Here is a 15168-nt window from a genome sequence, read left to right on the forward strand (position 1 = left end):
GAATGATCGACTCGGACCGTACTCGAATCGTCGCAATTCGCTGACGAATACGTCCGACGCGATAGCTTCGGACGGGCGTGTGTTTTTTTCATAGCCCGTTCGGCGACGGCACAAATCACCGCGCGGGCGAATGCCTACAGCGGTGGTGCGAGTGCGGGTGTGCGATAGGCCCCGACCTCGCCCGGGCCGGTCAGCCCGAGATCGGCGAGTTCGCCGACCACGGCCGCGGCGAGCCCCGGCCGCGCTGCGACAGCCACGTGCGCAGGGCCATCCACCTCCACCCGGAATCCCCGGCCGAGCAAGCGGACGCGCAGGTCGTGCGGGTGGATCCCCGCCTCGGCCAGCCGCGCGCCCACCGCGATCTCGGCGCGTTCCACCAGTCCCAACCTCCCTAAAGAGACGGGGACGCCCACGGAGATACGTGACGCCAGGCAAGGTGTCGACGGCTTGTCCGCCACGGGCAGCGACCACGCGGCCGCCAGCGCCCTGACCTCGGCCTTCCCCAGCCCGGCGTCGGCCAGCGGCTCGACGACGCGCAGCTCGCGGGCCGCGCGCAGGCCGGGCCGGTGCAGGGCGCGGTGGTCGTCGGCGTGCGTCCCGGTCGCGACGTGCGCGAACCCGCGCCGCAGCGCGAGCGCGGCGATCGCGTCCAGCACCGTCCGCTTGCAGAAGTAGCAGCGGTCGCCGGCGTTGTCCCGGTACCCGGGCACGGTCAGTTCGGTGGTCGGGACCTCGGCGAGCTCGACGCCGAGCCCGGCCGCGATGTCCCGCGCCGCGGCGAGTTCCGCCCGCGCGAGGCTGGGCGAGTCGGCGATGGCCGCCAGCACGCGCCCGGCGGGCAGCGCCCGCACGGCCGCGGCCAGCACCAGCGCCGAGTCGACCCCGCCGGAGAACGCGACGGCGACGCCGCCGAGTCCCCGCACCCGCGCCAGCAGTCGATCTTCGATTCCGGTGTCCATTACGGCGTCCCCGCTGGTGGCGCGGTCACGGTGTTCCGATTTCGGCAAAAGAACGGCACTTGTCCTCCGCTCGAGGCGTCTTGCGTGCGGTAAGTCGATCGCGACGGGTCCGCCCAGTCAACCCATTGCCGTATTCGTGCGCTATCCCCCGGGAGCAGTTTACATACGACGCGCGAGAAGGCTAACGTGTCGAAGGTGGTATCGACTGGGGTTACGGCGGCGACCGCCGATCTGGGTTTTGCGCGATTGGACCTCGACCGGGCCGCCCGGACCGGGGATCCGGAAGTGGTGTTCGGCGCGGGGAAGACCCCGGAGCAGATCGCGGCCGCCCTCGCGCGGCTGCGCGAAGCCCATCCGGACCGCGCGGTGCTCGCCACGCGCGTCGGCGACGAAGCCCGGAGCCTGTGCCGGGATCGCTTGCCCGGCGCGGACATCGACGACGCCGGCCGGACGGTGACGCTGGGGGCGGTGCCGCCACCGCGCGGCAAGGTGGCCGTCGTGTGCGCGGGGACGTCGGACCTGCCGGTCGCGCGGGAGTGCGCCACCACGGTGGCGGTCTTCGGCGCGGAGCCGGATCTGGTCGTCGACGTCGGCGTGGCCGGGCTGCACCGGCTGCTGGCCGAACGCGACCGGATCGCCGCCGCCGACGCCGTCGTGGCGATCGCCGGCATGGAGGCCGCGCTGCCGACCGTCCTCGGTGGACTGTGCGGGAAGCCGCTGATCGCCGTGCCCACGAGCGTCGGCTACGGCTGGCACCTCGACGGCCTGACCGCGTTCCTGACCATGCTGAACAGCTGCGCCCCCGGTGTCGTGACGGTCAACATCGACAACGGCTTCGGCGCGGGCGTCGCCGCGGCCCGCGTCGCCCGGCAGTCGGTGGCCCCGTGACCGTCGCGTGGATCGACGCGGGCAACGGCTGCGCCGGCGACATGCTGCTGGCCGCGCTGGTCGACGCGGGCGCGGACTTCGACGCGATCACCGAAGGCCTGGCCGGGCTGCGCGTCGAGGGCATCCGGCTGACCGAGCGGGTGGTGCGGCGCCACGGCCTGCGCGCGCGGCACGTCGTCGTCGAAGCACCCGAGACGCGGCACGCCCGCCACCTCCCGGAGATCCTCGACCTGATCGGATCCGCCGAACTGCCCGACGCCGTGAAACGCTTTGCCACCAAGGTGTTCGACCGGCTGGCGGACGCGGAAGCCGCCGTGCACGGCATCGGCCGGGACCACGTGCACTTCCACGAAGTCGGCGCGCTGGACGCGATCGCCGACATCGTCGGGTGCGCCCTCGGCCTGGACGCGCTCGGCCTGCTGGCCGCGACCGTGACGGTCTCGCCGATCGCCGTCGGCGGGGGCACGGTGACCGCGGCGCACGGCCGGCTCACCGTCCCGCCGCCCGCGGTGCTCGCACTGCTCACCGACGCGGGCGCGCCGGTCGCCGCGCACTCGGCCGCCCGCGAGCTGTGCACGCCCACCGGCGCCGCGCTGCTCGTCACGCTGGCGGACGCCTACGGCCCGATGCCGGCGTGCGTCCCGGTCAAGGTCGGCGTCGGCGCGGGCACGGCCGATCCACCCGGGCACGCGAACATCGTCCGCGTGGTCGTCGGTGCGGCTTCGGAAGAACGCGGGTGGGTGCGCGCGAAGATGACCGTCGTCGAGACGACGGTGGACGACCTCGATCCCCGGCTGTGGCCCGAAGTCCTCGCGACCCTGCGCGCCGCGGGCGCCGCCGACGCGTGGTGCGCGCCGGTGACCGCCCCGAAGGGCCGGCCGGGCATGGTCTTGACGGCACTGGCGGCCGACGACCGCGTCGACGGCGTCTGCGCGGCGGTGTTCGCCCACACGTCGACGCTGGGCGTGCGGCTGTCCCCGGTCGAGCGGCGGTCCCTGCCGCGCGACAGCGTCACCGTCGACTACCGCGGACACGCGGTGAGCGTGAAACGCGGGTTCCTCAACGGGTCCGTCGTCACGGCGCAGCCGGAGTACGACGAGGTCAAGGCCGCCGCGGACGCCACCGGGCAGCCGCTGCGCCGGGTGTTGGAGGAGGTGCGCGCCGCCGTCAGGGTGTGAGGCGGTTTGTCCGCGCCCCCGCCGGGTAGCCACGCGGCTACCCACTCATGCGGAGGTGTCATGACAACGGAAATCCGGTCGCGGCGGAGCACCGCGCGGACGGCCGCGCTGGCGGTCGGGATCGCGTTCCTCGTCGTGGGGGTGCTCGGGTTCGTGCCGGGGATCACCGCCGGCTACGGAGATCTGCACTTCGCCGGGCACGAATCGGGGGCGCGGCTGTTCGGCGTGTTCACCGTTTCCGTGCTGCACAACCTGGTCCACCTGCTCTTCGGTGTGCTCGGCGTGCTGGCCGCGCGCGGCAACGGCGGGTCGCGGGCGTTCCTGATGATCGGCGGCGGGGTGTACGTCCTGCTCTTCGTGTTCGGGCTGGCGATGAACCACGACACCCCGGCCAACTTCATCCCGGTCGACGACGCCGACGACTGGCTGCACCTGGGCCTCGGCGTCGCGATGATCGCGCTCGGCATCACGACGACGGCCATCGACCGCCGCCGCGGCCAGTACCCCGAACCGGAGATCCAAGGACACTGATCTCAGGGCAGTCCCGGCAGCAGCTTGTCCAAGGTGATCGGCAGGTCGCGCACGCGGACGCCGGTGGCGTGGAAGACGGCGTTGGCCACCGCCGCCGCCGTCCCCACGATGCCGATCTCGCCGACCCCCTTGCTGCCCATGGGGTTCACGTGCGGGTCGACCTCGTCGAGCCAGTCCGCCTTCAGGTCGAGGACGTCCGCGTTGGCCGCGATGTGGTACTCCGCCAGGTCGTGGTTGACGACGTGGCCGAACCGCGGGTCGAGCAGGCTGTGCTCGTGCAGGGCCATCGACAGGCCCATGGTCATGCCGCCGAGGAACTGCGAGCGCGCGGTGCGCGGGTTGACGATCCGGCCGGCCGCGAACGTGCCGTGCAGCCGCGAGACGCGCACTTCGCCCGTGTCGGCGTCGACGCGGGCTTCGGCGAACTGCGCGCCGAACGCGTACATCGCGTACCGGTCCTCGTCCGGGTTCTCCGGCGTGTCCGCCGAAACCTCGTCCCCGTCGCCGGGATCGTCGCCGTACTTGGCGCGGAACGCCTCGGCGGCCGCGACCAGGGTGGCACCCCACGACGTCGTCCCGGTGGACCCGCCGGCCACCGTCGCTTTCGGCCGCTCGGTGTCGCCGATGCGGACGTCGACGTCCTCGACCGGCACGCCCAAGGCGTCCGCCGCGATCTGCGGCAGGATCGTCCACGCGCCGGTGCCGAGGTCGGCGGCCCCGATTTCCGCCGTGTAGCGGCCGTTTCCGAACCGGACGACCGCGGTCGAGCCCGGCATCCGCTTCGCCGGGTAGACCGACGCGGCGACGCCGGTGCCGACCAGCCACCGGCCGTCCCGGCGGACGCCCGGGCGCGGATCCCGTTCCGCCCAGCCGAACTCGGCGGCTCCGGTGCGCAGGCACTCGACGAGGTTGCGGCTGGAGAACGGGTTCCCGGTCTCCGGGTCGCGCTCGGGTTCGTTGCGGACGCGCAGCTCGACCGGGTCGATGCCCAGTTCGTACGCGAGTTCGTCCATCGCCACCTCGGGCCCGAACATGCCGGGGCACTCCCCCGGCGCGCGCATCCACGACGGCACCGGCACGTCGAGCGCTGCGAGCCGGTGGCTCGTGCGCCGGTTCGGTGCGGCGTACATCATCCGTGCGGGCACGGCGGTCTGCTCGGCGAACTCCTTGATCCGCGACGTCTGCTCGACGACGTCCAGCCGGAGCGCCGTCAGCCGCCCGTCGCGGCCGGCGCCCAGGCGCATCCGCTGGATCGTCGGCGTGCGGTAGCCGGCCAGGCTGAACATCTGCTGCCGCGTCAGCGCGAGCTTCACCGGGCGGCCCGGCACGGCCCGCGCGGCCAGCGCCGCGAGGACGACGGGGGCGTGCGCGGTCCCCTTCGACCCGAACCCGCCGCCGACGTACGGGCAGATCACCCGCACCCGCTCTTCGGGCAGGCCGAAGAGCTTCGCGACGGTGCCGCGCACCGGGTGGACTCCCTGCGTGGAGTCCCACAGCGTGAGCTCGTCGTCCTCCCACAGCGCCGTCGTGGTGTGCGGTTCGAGCGGGTTGTTGTGGTACATCGCGGTTGTGTAGGTCTGGTCGAGGGTGACCTCGGAGTCGCGCAGCGCGGCGTCGACGTCACCCTCGTCGGTGTCCGTCTCGAAGGACGGGTTGACCTTCTCCGGCTTGTAGAGATCATCGCGGTCGGCGCGGAGTTCGACGTCGGCCTCGTCGCGTTCGTAGTCGACTTCGACCAGGTCCGCCGCATGCCGGGCGATCTCCGGGCTTTCGGCGATCACCAGGGCGAGCACGCTGCCGCGGAACGGGACCTCCCGGTCCTGCAGCACGGCCAGCTCGGCGTCCTCGGTGTCCGCCAGCCGTTCGGCGGTGAACGGCGTCAGCACCCGCAGGACGCCGTCGAGCGACTCGGCCTCGACGGTCCCGACCCGCGTGCAGCGACCCCGGGCGATCGTCGCCTGCACGGGGTGGCAGTACGCGGCGTGCTCGACGGGCGCTTCGTACGCGTACGGCGCGGTGCCGGTGACCTTCGCCGGCCCGTCGCGGCGGGTGAGGGCGCGGCCGATGGCCTGCGGTTCCAGCAGTTCGGTCATCGGCCCGGCTCCTCGGCGGTCAGATCGCGCAGGACGGCGGTCAGGGTGCGGGTGACGAGCGGAACCTTAAAACCGTTCCCGCCGTCGATCCCGTCGAGGGGACGAGCCTCGGCCAGCTCGGCTTCGGCCGCTGCGCGGAACAGCGCCTCGGCAGGATGTTCGCCGCGCAGCACGTCTTCGGCGCGGTGGGCGCGCCACGGCTTGGGCGCGACGCCGCCGAGCGCCACCCGGACGTCCTCGACCACGCCGTCCACAATGGACACGGCGGCGGCCACGGAGACCAAGGCGAACGCGTAGGACGCCCGGTCGCGGACCTTGCGGTAGGCCGACCGGCGACCCCACGGCAGCGCGGGGACGGTGATCGCGGTGATCAGGTCGCCGTGCTCGAGGACGGTGTCGAGGTCCGGCCGGTCGCCGGGCAGGCGGTGGAGGTCGGTGAAGGCGACTTCGCGATCACCGTCCGGCCCGAGCACGTGCACGCGGGCGTCCAGCGCGGCCAGCGCCACCGCCAGGTCGGACGGGTGGGTGGCGACGCAGTGCTCGGACGCGCCGAGGATCGCGTGGTGCCGGGTGGCCCCGCCGAGCGCCGAGCAGCCCTCACCCGGGTTGCGCTTGTTGCACGGTGTCGTGACGTCCTGGAAGTACACGCACCGGGTGCGCTGCAACGGGTTCCCGCCGGTGCTGGCCATGTTCCGCAGCTGCGCCGACGCGCCGGAGAGCAGGGCCTGGGCCAGCACCGGGAAGCGCTCGCGCACCCGCCGGTCGGCCGCGAGGTCGCTGTTGCGCACGCCGGCGCCGATCTCCAGGCCGCCGTCGGCGTCCTCCCGGATCTCCGTCGACGTCAACGCAGTGACGTCGACGATCCGGCCGGGTGCCGCGATGCCGAGCTTCAGGAGGTCGACCAGGTTGGTGCCACCGGCCAGGAACGCCGCCGCCGGGTCGGCCGCGACGGCTTCGACCGCCTCCGCCGCTGTGGCCGGCTTGCCGTACGCGAACGGTTTCACGAGTTCTCTCCCGCCTGCCGGACGGCGGCCACGATCCCGGCGTAGGCCCCGCAGCGGCAGAGGTTCCCGCTCATCCGCTCGGCGATCTCGTCGTCCGTCCACTGTGGAGTTCCCGTCACCGGCGCGGTGACGTGGCTCGGCGCGCCTTCGGAAAACTCGGTCAACAGCCCGGCCGCGGAGCAGATCTGACCGGGGGTGCAGTAGCCGCACTGGAAGCCGTCGTGCTCGAGGAACGCCTGCTGGACCGGGTGCAGTTCGCCGTCCGAGGCCAAGCCAGCGGCCGTCGTCACTTCGGCGCCTTCACAGGTCACCGCGAGGACGAGGCAGGCGAGCACACGGCGGCCGTCGAGCAGCACCGTGCACGCGCCGCACTGGCCGTGGTCGCAGCCCTTCTTCGGGCTGTACACGCCGAGCTGGTCGCGCAGCAGGTCGAGCAGGGTCCGCCGCGGGTCGACCGCGACGCGGCGCGCGGTCCCGTCCACCCGCAGCGCTACTTCGGTGGTCATGGGCCCTCCTCGACGGCGGCGAACCGGGCGGTTACCCCGCGGGGACCGGCGCCAACCACCCGATCGGGCGGCGCCGGGTCCGCCCCGGCACTACGCTCGGACCGTGCTCAGGCTCGGGTTCCCGGTGCTCGGCGTTTCCGACGTCGACCGCGCCGCCGCGTTCTGGTCGGCGGCGCTGCACCTCGTCGTGGCCGAGGAGTGGGCCAGCGACCGCTGGCGCACGCTGGAGCACGCGGACGGCTCCGGGCACGCGCTCGGGCTCATGCACAGCGAGTCGCCGGTCGAGCCGTACCCGCGCGTGCACCTCGACCTGCTGGTCGACACGACGGCGGAGCAGACGGCCGAGGTCGCCCGGCTGCTGGAACTGGGCGCCGCCGAGGTCGACTGGGACCGCTACCCCGCGGAGCCGGACTTCGTCGTCCTCGCCGACCCGGACGGCAACCGCTTCTGCGTCGTCGACCTCAGCAAGGCGCCATCCAGCGGCTGAGGGCGGGCCGACCCTGCTATCTTCGTGGGGAAGATCCTTATGGAGGAGACCCATCGTGGCAGGTGACGTCGACATCTCCGGATAGCTCCGGAGTGTGCAGGCCCCCGGCAGTGCCGGTGCGGGCCGCTTTCGACGTCCCCCTTTCGCTTCGCACCACTTCGAGGTCTTCACCATGTCCGAAATCGTGCTGTCCGGCCTGTCCTTCTCCTGGCCGGACGACACCCCCGTCTTCGACCGCCTCTCCGCCACCTTCCCGGGCGGCCGCACCGGGCTCGTCGCCCCGAACGGCTCCGGCAAGACGACGCTGCTGAAGCTCGTCGCGGGCGTCCTGCGGCCGTCGGCGGGCAGCGTCACCGCCGACGGCGTCCTCGGCTACCTGCCGCAGGACCTGCCGCTCAGCGGGGAGCCGTCCGTCGCCGAAGTCCTCGGCGTCGCGCCCGTCTTGGCGGCCATCGCGGCCGTCGAGTCCGGCGACGCCGCCGAAGCGCACTTCACCACCATCGGCACCGACTGGGACATCGAGGAACGCACCCGCGCCCAGCTCGACCGGCTCGGCCTCGACGTCGCGCTGGACCGGTCGCTGAGCACGCTGTCCGGTGGCCAGATCGTCTCCCTGGGACTGGCCGCGCAGCTGCTCAAGCGCCCCGACGTGCTGCTGCTCGACGAGCCGACCAACAACCTCGACCTCGACGCCCGCCACCGGCTGTACGCGGTGCTCGACGACTGGTCCGGCTGCCTGGTCGTGGTCAGCCACGACCGCGCGCTGCTCGACCGGATGGACCGGATCGCCGAGCTCGACCGCGGCGAAATCCGGTTCCACGGCGGCAACTTCACGGCGTACGAAGAGGCCGTGCAAGCCGCGCGGGAGGTCGCCGAGAAGAACATCCGCAACGCCGAACAGGAGGTCAAGCGCGAGAAGCGGGAGATGCAGCAGGCCCGCGAGCGCGCCGCCCGCCGCGCGAGCACGGCGTCGCGCAACCTGGGCAACGCCGGGCTGCCGAAGATCTTCGCCGGCACCATGAAGCGCAACGCCCAGGAGTCGGCGGGCAAGGCGGACGGCACGCACGCGGCCCGCGTCGGCGCGGCGAAAGCCAAGCTCGACCAAGCCGAACGCGCGCGGCGCGACGAGCAGAAGATCAGCCTGGAGCTGCCGCAGACGGAGGTCCCGGCGGGCCGCACGCTGTTCCTCGGCGAGGGCCTGCGGGCACGCGGGCTCTTCCCGGACGGCGTCGACCTGGCGATCCGCGGGCCGGAGCGGATCGCTCTGACCGGGCCCAACGGCGCCGGGAAGTCCACGCTGCTGCGGCTCATCCACGGCGACCTCACCCCGGACGCCGGTTCGGTGTCCCGCGCGGACGGCCGGATCGCGTTCCTGTCCCAGCGCCTGGACCTGCTGGCCGACGACCGGACGGTGGCCGAGAACCTGGCGGCCGCCGCGCCCGCGTTGCCGCCCGCCCAGCGGATGAACCTGCTGGCGCGCTTCCTGTTCCGCGGCGCGCGGGTGCACCTGCCGGTCGGCGTCCTCTCGGGTGGGGAACGGCTGCGCGCGACGCTGGCGTGCGTGCTGTTCGCCGAGCCGGCGCCGCAGCTGCTGTTGCTGGACGAGCCGACGAACAACCTCGACCTGGTCAGCGCGGGCCAGCTGGAGAGCGCGCTGACGGCGTTCCGCGGCGCGTTCGTGGTGGTGAGCCACGACGAACGGTTCCTCGACGCCATCGGGATCGACCGCCGGCTGCGGCTCGAAGGGGGCGAGGTGCGCGGCTGACGAGTGTCACATGCGGGCGGCGTCGAGGATCGCTTGGGCGAACGGCTTCGGCGCCTCCTGCGGCACGTTGTGGCCGATGCCGTCCAGGATCCGGTGCTCGTACTTGCCGGTGTACTTGCTGCGGTAGGCCGTGCCGTCCTTGGCCGCGCCGTCGAAGTCGCTGGCGATCGTGATCGCCGGGACCGGGATCGCCGGGCCCGTCTGCAGCTTCTGCTCGTACGCCTCGTACTGCGGCTCGCCCGGGGCGAGGCTCAACCGCCAGCGGTAGTTGTGGATGACGATGTCGACGTGGTCCGGGTTGTCGAACGCCGCCGCGCTGCGGTCGTACGTCGCGTCGTCGAAGTGCCACGCCGGGGACGCGGTCTTCCAGATCAGCTTGTTGAAGTCGTGGCGGTTCGCCGCGTAGCCCGCGCGGCCGCGCTCGGTCGCGAAGTAGTACTGGTACCACCAGCCCAGCTCCGCCTGCGGTGTCAGGGGCTTCTGGTTCGCCGCCAGGTTCGTGACGATGTACCCGCTCACCGCGACGATCGCCTTGCACCGCTCCGGGAACAGCGCGGCGATGACGTCGACCGTCCGCGAGCCCCAGTCGTACCCGCCGAGGACGGCCTTGTCGATCTTGAGCGTGTCCATCAGCGCGACGACGTCGAGCGCGACCGCCGCCTGCTGGCCGTTGCGGACGGTCTGGGCCGACTTGAACGCCGTCGGGCCGTAGCCGCGCAGGAACGGGATGATCACCCGGTAGCCGGCCGCGGCCAGGATCGGGGCGACGTCGACGTAGCTGTACGGGTCGTACGGCCAGCCGTGCAGCAGGACGACCGGCTGCCCGGTCGCCGGGCCGGACTCGTAGTACGCCATGGTCAGCACCCCGGCGTCGGCGTGCTTGACCTCGCCGAGCGAGGTGTGCTCGCCGGAGCCGGCCCGCGGGTCGGGGGTCGTCGACGGCGCCGCGGCGGGGGCAGCCGCGTTCGACGAACAGGCCGCCAAGGACGTCGCCGCCAGCCCGGCCGCGAACGCCTGCCCGAACCTTCTCCTGCTGATCATCTTGACTCCTGTGCGAAAGACCGTGGGACTTTCACGACGTTAGAGCCGGTTCGGTGACCTTCGCGCCCGTCAGGTGACTCAGCCGGTGTACGTCACCCTTCGAGGGTCTTCAGCGTCGCGGCGAGGTCGGCGCGGGAGCTCACGCCCAGCTTGGGGAAGATCCGGTGCAGGTGGGTGCCGACGGTCCGGTGCGAAAGGTACAGCCGCTGCCCGATCTCGCGGTTCGTCAGCCCCTCCGCGGCCAGCTGGGCGATGCTCAGCTCGTGCGGGGTCAGCTTCTCGCGCGCGTCCGGGCCGCGGTTCGGGCTCGACTCGCCCGCGCCGCGCAGCTCGCGCCGGGCCCGCTCGGCCCAGGCCGTCATACCGAGGGCGTCGAACGTCTCGCGCGCGGTCCGCAGGTGCGTCCGCGACTCGACGACCCGTCGCTGCCGCCGCAGCCACTCGCCGAAGGCCAGGTGGACGCGGCCGCGTTCGGCGGGCCAGCCGCTCAGGTCGGCGCCGAGGGCTTCGGCGAACCGCTCGTCGCTCGGGTCGAGCACCGCGCGGGCGTACCGCAGCCCGATGTGCAGCGCGGGCGACGGCGAGTCGAGGCACTCCAGCTCGGCGAGGACGTCCCGCAGGTCGTCGGTCCGCCCGGCCCGGATCGCGGCCTCGGCCAGCTCCGCGACGCAGTACGCGCGCAAGGCCAGCTGGTAGGCGGGGTCGCCGGGATCGAGGGTCCGGCGCAGGTCGGCGAAGGCGTCCTCGAAGCGGCCTTCGCTCAGGTTCGTGAGCCCGCGCGTGAGCTGGACGGTGGCGAGCACCGGCCGCGCCCCGGCGGCCAGCCCGGTGCGTTCGGCCTCGGCGCAGAGGGTTTTCGCCTGCTTGTGGTCGCCGCGCAGGGCGGCGATCTCGCCCTGGACGGCGGTGGCCAGCCCGGCCATGAACGGCTGCCCGGTCTCGTGCGCGAACCGGACGGCTTCCGCGGCGGCGGGCACGGCGCCGGCCAGGTCGCCGAGCCGGACGCGGCTCCACGCGAGCACGGCCAGCGCGCGCGGCAGCGCCCCCAGCCGTCCTTGCGCGCGCAGGCCCGGCGCGGCGGCCGCGGAGAAGCGGGCGGCGAGGTCGAAGGCCCCGACCTGCAGCGCGGCGCTGCCGAGGTAGCGGTCGACCTCGGGATCGGCCCCGGTCCGCGCGGCCAGCTCTTTCAGCTTTTCCAGGACGCCCCGGCCGCGTTCGAACGGGGCGACGTACGCGGTGACGGCCACGATCCGCGGATCATCGGCCGCGACGGGCAGCGCGTCGGCGACGTCGAGCAGCGCTTTTCGCGCGGCCGGACCGGGCTCGGTCCAGAAGCACCGCATGGCGGCGCTCCAGAGGATCCGCAGGGCGGCGTCGGTTTCCCCGTCTTTCGCGGCGTTTTCGGCGACGACCGCGAGTTCGGCGACCCGGGCGGGGTCTTCGCGGACACCGTCTTCGAACTCGCTGAGCAGCCGGCTCGCGGTGGCGCGCTGGCGTTTGCCGGCGGGATTGGCGGCGCGCACGAGCCGTTCGGCGGTCTCGCGCTGTCCGGACTCGACGGCCAGTTCGGCGGCCTGGAGCAGCCGATCGGTTCTCGCTTCGGGCTGTTCGCTGAGCCGCGCGGCCTGTTCGAGAGCGGCGATGGCGGCAGCGGCCCCGCCCCGGTATCGGGCGCGTTCGGCGGTCCGTTCGAGTTCGGCGGCAACGGTTTCCTCAGGCCCGGCGGTGGCGGCGGCTTGGTGCCAGGCCCGGCGATCGGGCTGGTCGCGCAGGGCTGCGACGAGGGCGAGGTGAGCCCGCCGCCGCTCGGCTGCCGTGGCGGCGGCGGGAATGGCGGAGCGCATGAGGGGGTGCCGGAAGGTGACGGTCCCGGCGGAGAGTTCGACCAGCCGAGCCTCGACAGCGGGGGCAAGGACGTCCGGCTCAACGGCGAAGGTCGGTTCGGCGGACGGCTGGTGGGCATGGCCGCTCGAAGCCGACCCCGCGCGGCCATCGGCCGCCGGCTGCCCGGCGCCGCTGCGCAAAGGCTGCTCCCCGCGGCCACCAGCCGACGGCTGCCCGGCGCCCCCGCTTGAAGCGGGCTCCTCGCGGCCACCAGCCACCTGCTGAGCGGCGCCGCTGCCCGAAGCCGACCCCGCGCGGCCGCCACGCGACCCACCTGCCGGACCGGCCCACCCCGCGTCGCTATCGCAGGCCCCATCGAGGAGCGCGCCCGTTGCCGTCAACGTCTCCGCCAGCGCCGTCGTCTCGTTCAGTGCCGCCACCAGCAGCGCCGTCCGCGTTGCCTCCGGCAAGCTCGCCACCCGGGCCGTGAACGTGCGCTCCAGTCTCTCCGTCAACGGCAGCACCGGGTCGAGCCCGTCGAAGTCCGCCGACGGCAGCTCCGTCAACGCCAGCGGATGTCCCGCCGCCTCCGTCAGCAACCTCGTCCGGACCGCCGGGGCCAACCGCGGTGCGACCGCGTCCAGCAGGTCCGCCGCGTCGTCCGCCGCCAGCCGGTCCAGGACCATCGGTGCCAGACCCGCGTCCAGCAGCGGCGAAGCAGCCCCCTCCCGCAGCGTCGCCACCAGGACGATCGGCTCGTTCTCGATCCGCCGCGCCACGAACGCCAGCACGTCCGCGCTCGCCCGGTCCAGCCAGTGCACGTCCTCCGCCACCAGCAGCAACGGCTTCGCCGCCGCCTCCTCGGCCAGCAACGTCAGCGCCGCGAGCCCGACCAGGTAGGCGCTCGGCGAGGCGCCGTCCGCCAGCCCCAACGCCGTGCGCAGCGCGTCCCGCTGCGGCGCCGGAAGCTCGGCCACCCCCGCCCGGGCGGGGTACAGCAGCTGGTGCAGCCCCGCGTACGCGAGGTTCTGCTCGGCCTCCGCCCCGGTCGTCCGCAGCACGCGCAGCCCCGCGACCGACGCCGCGTGCGCCGTCTCCGCCACCAGCGCCGACTTGCCGATGCCGGCTTCGCCGCGGATGACGACACCACTGCGGTCCTCGGGGCCGTCGACGAGCTCGCCCAGCTCCTTCAGCTCGGCTTCCCGCCCGTGCAACGCCATGGAGCCGACCTTACCCAACCGGTGTTTCCGCAGCTCAAGGCCGAGTGACGTACACCGGCAGCGTCATCCGACGGGCGCGGCGACCACCGGCCGCCCAATAGCTTCGCAGCGTCCACGCAAGCGACCCGAGGAACCGATGAGACGCATCCCCAAGTTCTTGGCGGCCGCCGTGCCGCTCCTGCTGACCGGCCTGGTCCCGCTCGCCCCGAGCGCGTCGGCCGCGACGCCGGTCTGCGCCACCGTGCCGGTCGAGGCGCCGGCCGGCGCGAAGATCGAGTCGGTCCAGGCGGAACCCAAGACCGGCTACTGCCAGCTCACCGTCACGCTGACCCACTCCGGCCGCGACCACGTCAAGGTCGCCGTGGCCCTGCCCGACACCGGCTGGACCGGACGCCTGCAGGCCCTCGGCGGCAGCGCCTACGCCGCCGGCAACTTCGACGGGCTCGCCCAGGCCGTCAAGGACGGCTACGCCGGCGTCACGACCGACGCCGGCGTGTCCCTGGACGGGCTCGACACGTCGTGGGCGCTGACCGCGCCCGGCAAGGTCGACCAGACGCTCCTGACCAACTTCGCCACCCGTTCGGTGCACGAAGAGGCGCTGATCGGCAAGGCCGTCACGCAGCGGTACTACCACCGCCCGGTGACGTACTCCTACTGGACCGGCTGCTCGACCGGCGGCCGCCAGGGCTACTCCGAGGCCCAGAACCACGCCACCGACTTCGACGGCATCCTCGCCAACGCCCCGGCCGTCGACTGGACGCAGTTCGCGGTCGCGACGCTCTGGCCGCAGATCGTGATGAACCAGAGCCACGACTTCCCGAGCACCTGCGTGCTTTCAGCGTTCCGGACCGCGGCGGTCCAGGCGTGCGACGCGCGGGACGGCGTCACCAACGGCATCGTCGACCGGCCGGACGAGTGCAGCTACGACCCGCGCAGCCTCGTCGGGACGAAGGTGGTCTGCGACGGCCGCGAGTTCACCGTCACGGCCGCGGACGCCGAGGTCATGCGCAAGATCTGGGCCGGCCCGACCGACGAGCGCGGCCGCAAGCTGTGGTCCGGCCTGCCCAAGGGCGCGGACTTCACCTGGCTGGCCGGCACGCAGCCGGGTCCCGACGGCACGCTCGTCGCGCCCGGCTTCCCGGTGGCCGTCAAGTGGGTGCAGTCGTTCGTGGAGAAGCAGGCCGGTTTCGACACGTCGAAGCTGACGTACGCCCAGTTCGCCGACGTGTTCCGCCAGTCGGTGCGGGAGTACGACGACGTCATCGGCACGTCCGACCCGGACCTGTCGGCCTTCCGCCGCGCCGGCGGCAAGCTGATCACGTTCGTGGGCGCGAACGACCAGCTGATCCCGCCGGGCGGCACGCTGTCCTACCGCAAGCAGGTCGACCGGACGCTCGGCGGCGCGCAGCGGGTGAACGACTTCTACCGGCTGTTCTCGGCGCCGGGCGTCGAGCACTGCTTCGGCGGTGGCGGCCCGGAGCCGACGAACGCGCTCGGGCAGCTGGTCGACTGGGTCGAGCACGGCAAGGCCCCGGCCACCCTGACGGCCGCTTCGGCGGACGGCCGGACCCGGAACCTGTGCCCGTACCCGTCGGTCTCGCGCTACGACGGCCACGGTGACCCCGCCGTGGCGTCGAGCTACCGCTGCCGCTGAGTCCCCGCCGTGGGTGCC

The 15168-nt window shown here is 73.3% G+C and carries 12 protein-coding genes; 6 read left to right on the forward strand and 6 right to left on the reverse strand.

Annotation, left to right across the window (positions count from 1 at the left end; translation table 11 throughout):
- Window positions 1–134: 134 nt before the first annotated feature.
- Window positions 135–959, reverse strand: a complete 825-nt coding sequence (locus ACIRSS_RS11345) for an ExsB family transcriptional regulator (RefSeq protein WP_400893596.1) — start codon at window positions 957–959, stop codon at window positions 135–137.
- A gap of 186 nt (window positions 960–1145) precedes the next feature.
- Between ACIRSS_RS11345 and larB the strand changes: the two genes are divergently transcribed.
- Genes larB through ACIRSS_RS11360 form a run of 3 tightly spaced genes read left to right on the forward strand, consistent with a single transcriptional unit; the run spans window position 1146 to window position 3556 of the window.
- Window positions 1146–1847 (forward strand): nickel pincer cofactor biosynthesis protein LarB, encoded by a 702-nt coding sequence (gene larB / locus ACIRSS_RS11350; protein WP_400893598.1) that lies wholly within the window; start codon window positions 1146–1148, stop codon window positions 1845–1847.
- A complete protein-coding gene (gene larC / locus ACIRSS_RS11355) occupies window positions 1844–3025 on the forward strand; it encodes a nickel pincer cofactor biosynthesis protein LarC (RefSeq protein WP_400893600.1) in 1182 nt (393 codons plus the stop codon). Before larB ends, larC begins: the two co-directional genes overlap by 4 nt.
- Window positions 3026–3085: 60 nt before the next feature.
- Window positions 3086–3556: a DUF4383 domain-containing protein gene (locus ACIRSS_RS11360; RefSeq protein WP_400893602.1), complete on the forward strand. Its 471-nt coding sequence runs from the start codon at window positions 3086–3088 to the stop codon at window positions 3554–3556.
- A 2-nt stretch (window positions 3557–3558) separates the two neighbouring features.
- Here ACIRSS_RS11360 and ACIRSS_RS11365 read toward each other — a convergent pair whose 3' ends face one another.
- The 3 genes from ACIRSS_RS11365 to ACIRSS_RS11375 are packed head-to-tail and all read right to left on the reverse strand — an operon-like array spanning window position 3559 to window position 7159.
- A complete protein-coding gene (locus ACIRSS_RS11365; RefSeq protein ID WP_400893604.1) occupies window positions 3559–5649 on the reverse strand; it encodes a xanthine dehydrogenase family protein molybdopterin-binding subunit in 2091 nt (696 codons plus the stop codon).
- A complete protein-coding gene (locus tag ACIRSS_RS11370) occupies window positions 5646–6653 on the reverse strand; it encodes an FAD binding domain-containing protein (protein ID WP_400893606.1) in 1008 nt (335 codons plus the stop codon). The genes ACIRSS_RS11365 and ACIRSS_RS11370 overlap by 4 nt, the downstream gene beginning before the upstream one ends.
- Entirely contained in the window at window positions 6650–7159 is a 510-nt protein-coding gene (locus ACIRSS_RS11375; protein WP_400893607.1) for a (2Fe-2S)-binding protein, read from the reverse strand. Before ACIRSS_RS11375 ends, ACIRSS_RS11370 begins: the two co-directional genes overlap by 4 nt.
- Window positions 7160–7262: 103 nt before the next feature.
- On the opposite strand from ACIRSS_RS11375, the gene ACIRSS_RS11380 reads away from it, so the two are divergent.
- Together ACIRSS_RS11380 and ACIRSS_RS11385 are read left to right on the forward strand one after the other, a co-directional pair.
- A complete protein-coding gene (locus tag ACIRSS_RS11380) occupies window positions 7263–7646 on the forward strand; it encodes a VOC family protein (RefSeq protein WP_400893609.1) in 384 nt (127 codons plus the stop codon).
- Between the two features lie 172 nt (window positions 7647–7818).
- Window positions 7819–9411, forward strand: a complete 1593-nt coding sequence (locus ACIRSS_RS11385) for an ABC-F family ATP-binding cassette domain-containing protein (RefSeq protein ID WP_400893611.1) — start codon at window positions 7819–7821, stop codon at window positions 9409–9411.
- A 6-nt stretch (window positions 9412–9417) separates the two neighbouring features.
- Here the strand turns inward: ACIRSS_RS11385 and ACIRSS_RS11390 are convergent, their stop codons facing one another.
- Window positions 9418–10452 carry an alpha/beta fold hydrolase gene (locus tag ACIRSS_RS11390; protein WP_400893613.1) on the reverse strand — a complete coding sequence of 345 codons (1035 nt, stop codon included), beginning with the start codon at window positions 10450–10452 and terminating at the stop codon, window positions 9418–9420.
- 92 nt (window positions 10453–10544) lie between these two features.
- The gene (locus tag ACIRSS_RS11395; RefSeq protein WP_400893615.1) at window positions 10545–13496 is read right to left on the reverse strand and encodes an AAA family ATPase; all 2952 of its coding nucleotides are present in this window, start codon (window positions 13494–13496) and stop codon (window positions 10545–10547) included.
- 136 nt (window positions 13497–13632) lie between these two features.
- Between ACIRSS_RS11395 and ACIRSS_RS11400 the strand changes: the two genes are divergently transcribed.
- Window positions 13633–15150, forward strand: a complete 1518-nt coding sequence (locus ACIRSS_RS11400) for a tannase/feruloyl esterase family alpha/beta hydrolase (protein WP_400893617.1) — start codon at window positions 13633–13635, stop codon at window positions 15148–15150.
- Window positions 15151–15168: the final 18 nt, after the last annotated feature.

Origin of the sequence: Amycolatopsis sp. NPDC101161, assembly GCF_044768185.1 — a bacterium.
In the GTDB taxonomy this organism is placed as follows: Bacteria; Actinomycetota; Actinomycetes; order Mycobacteriales; family Pseudonocardiaceae; genus Amycolatopsis.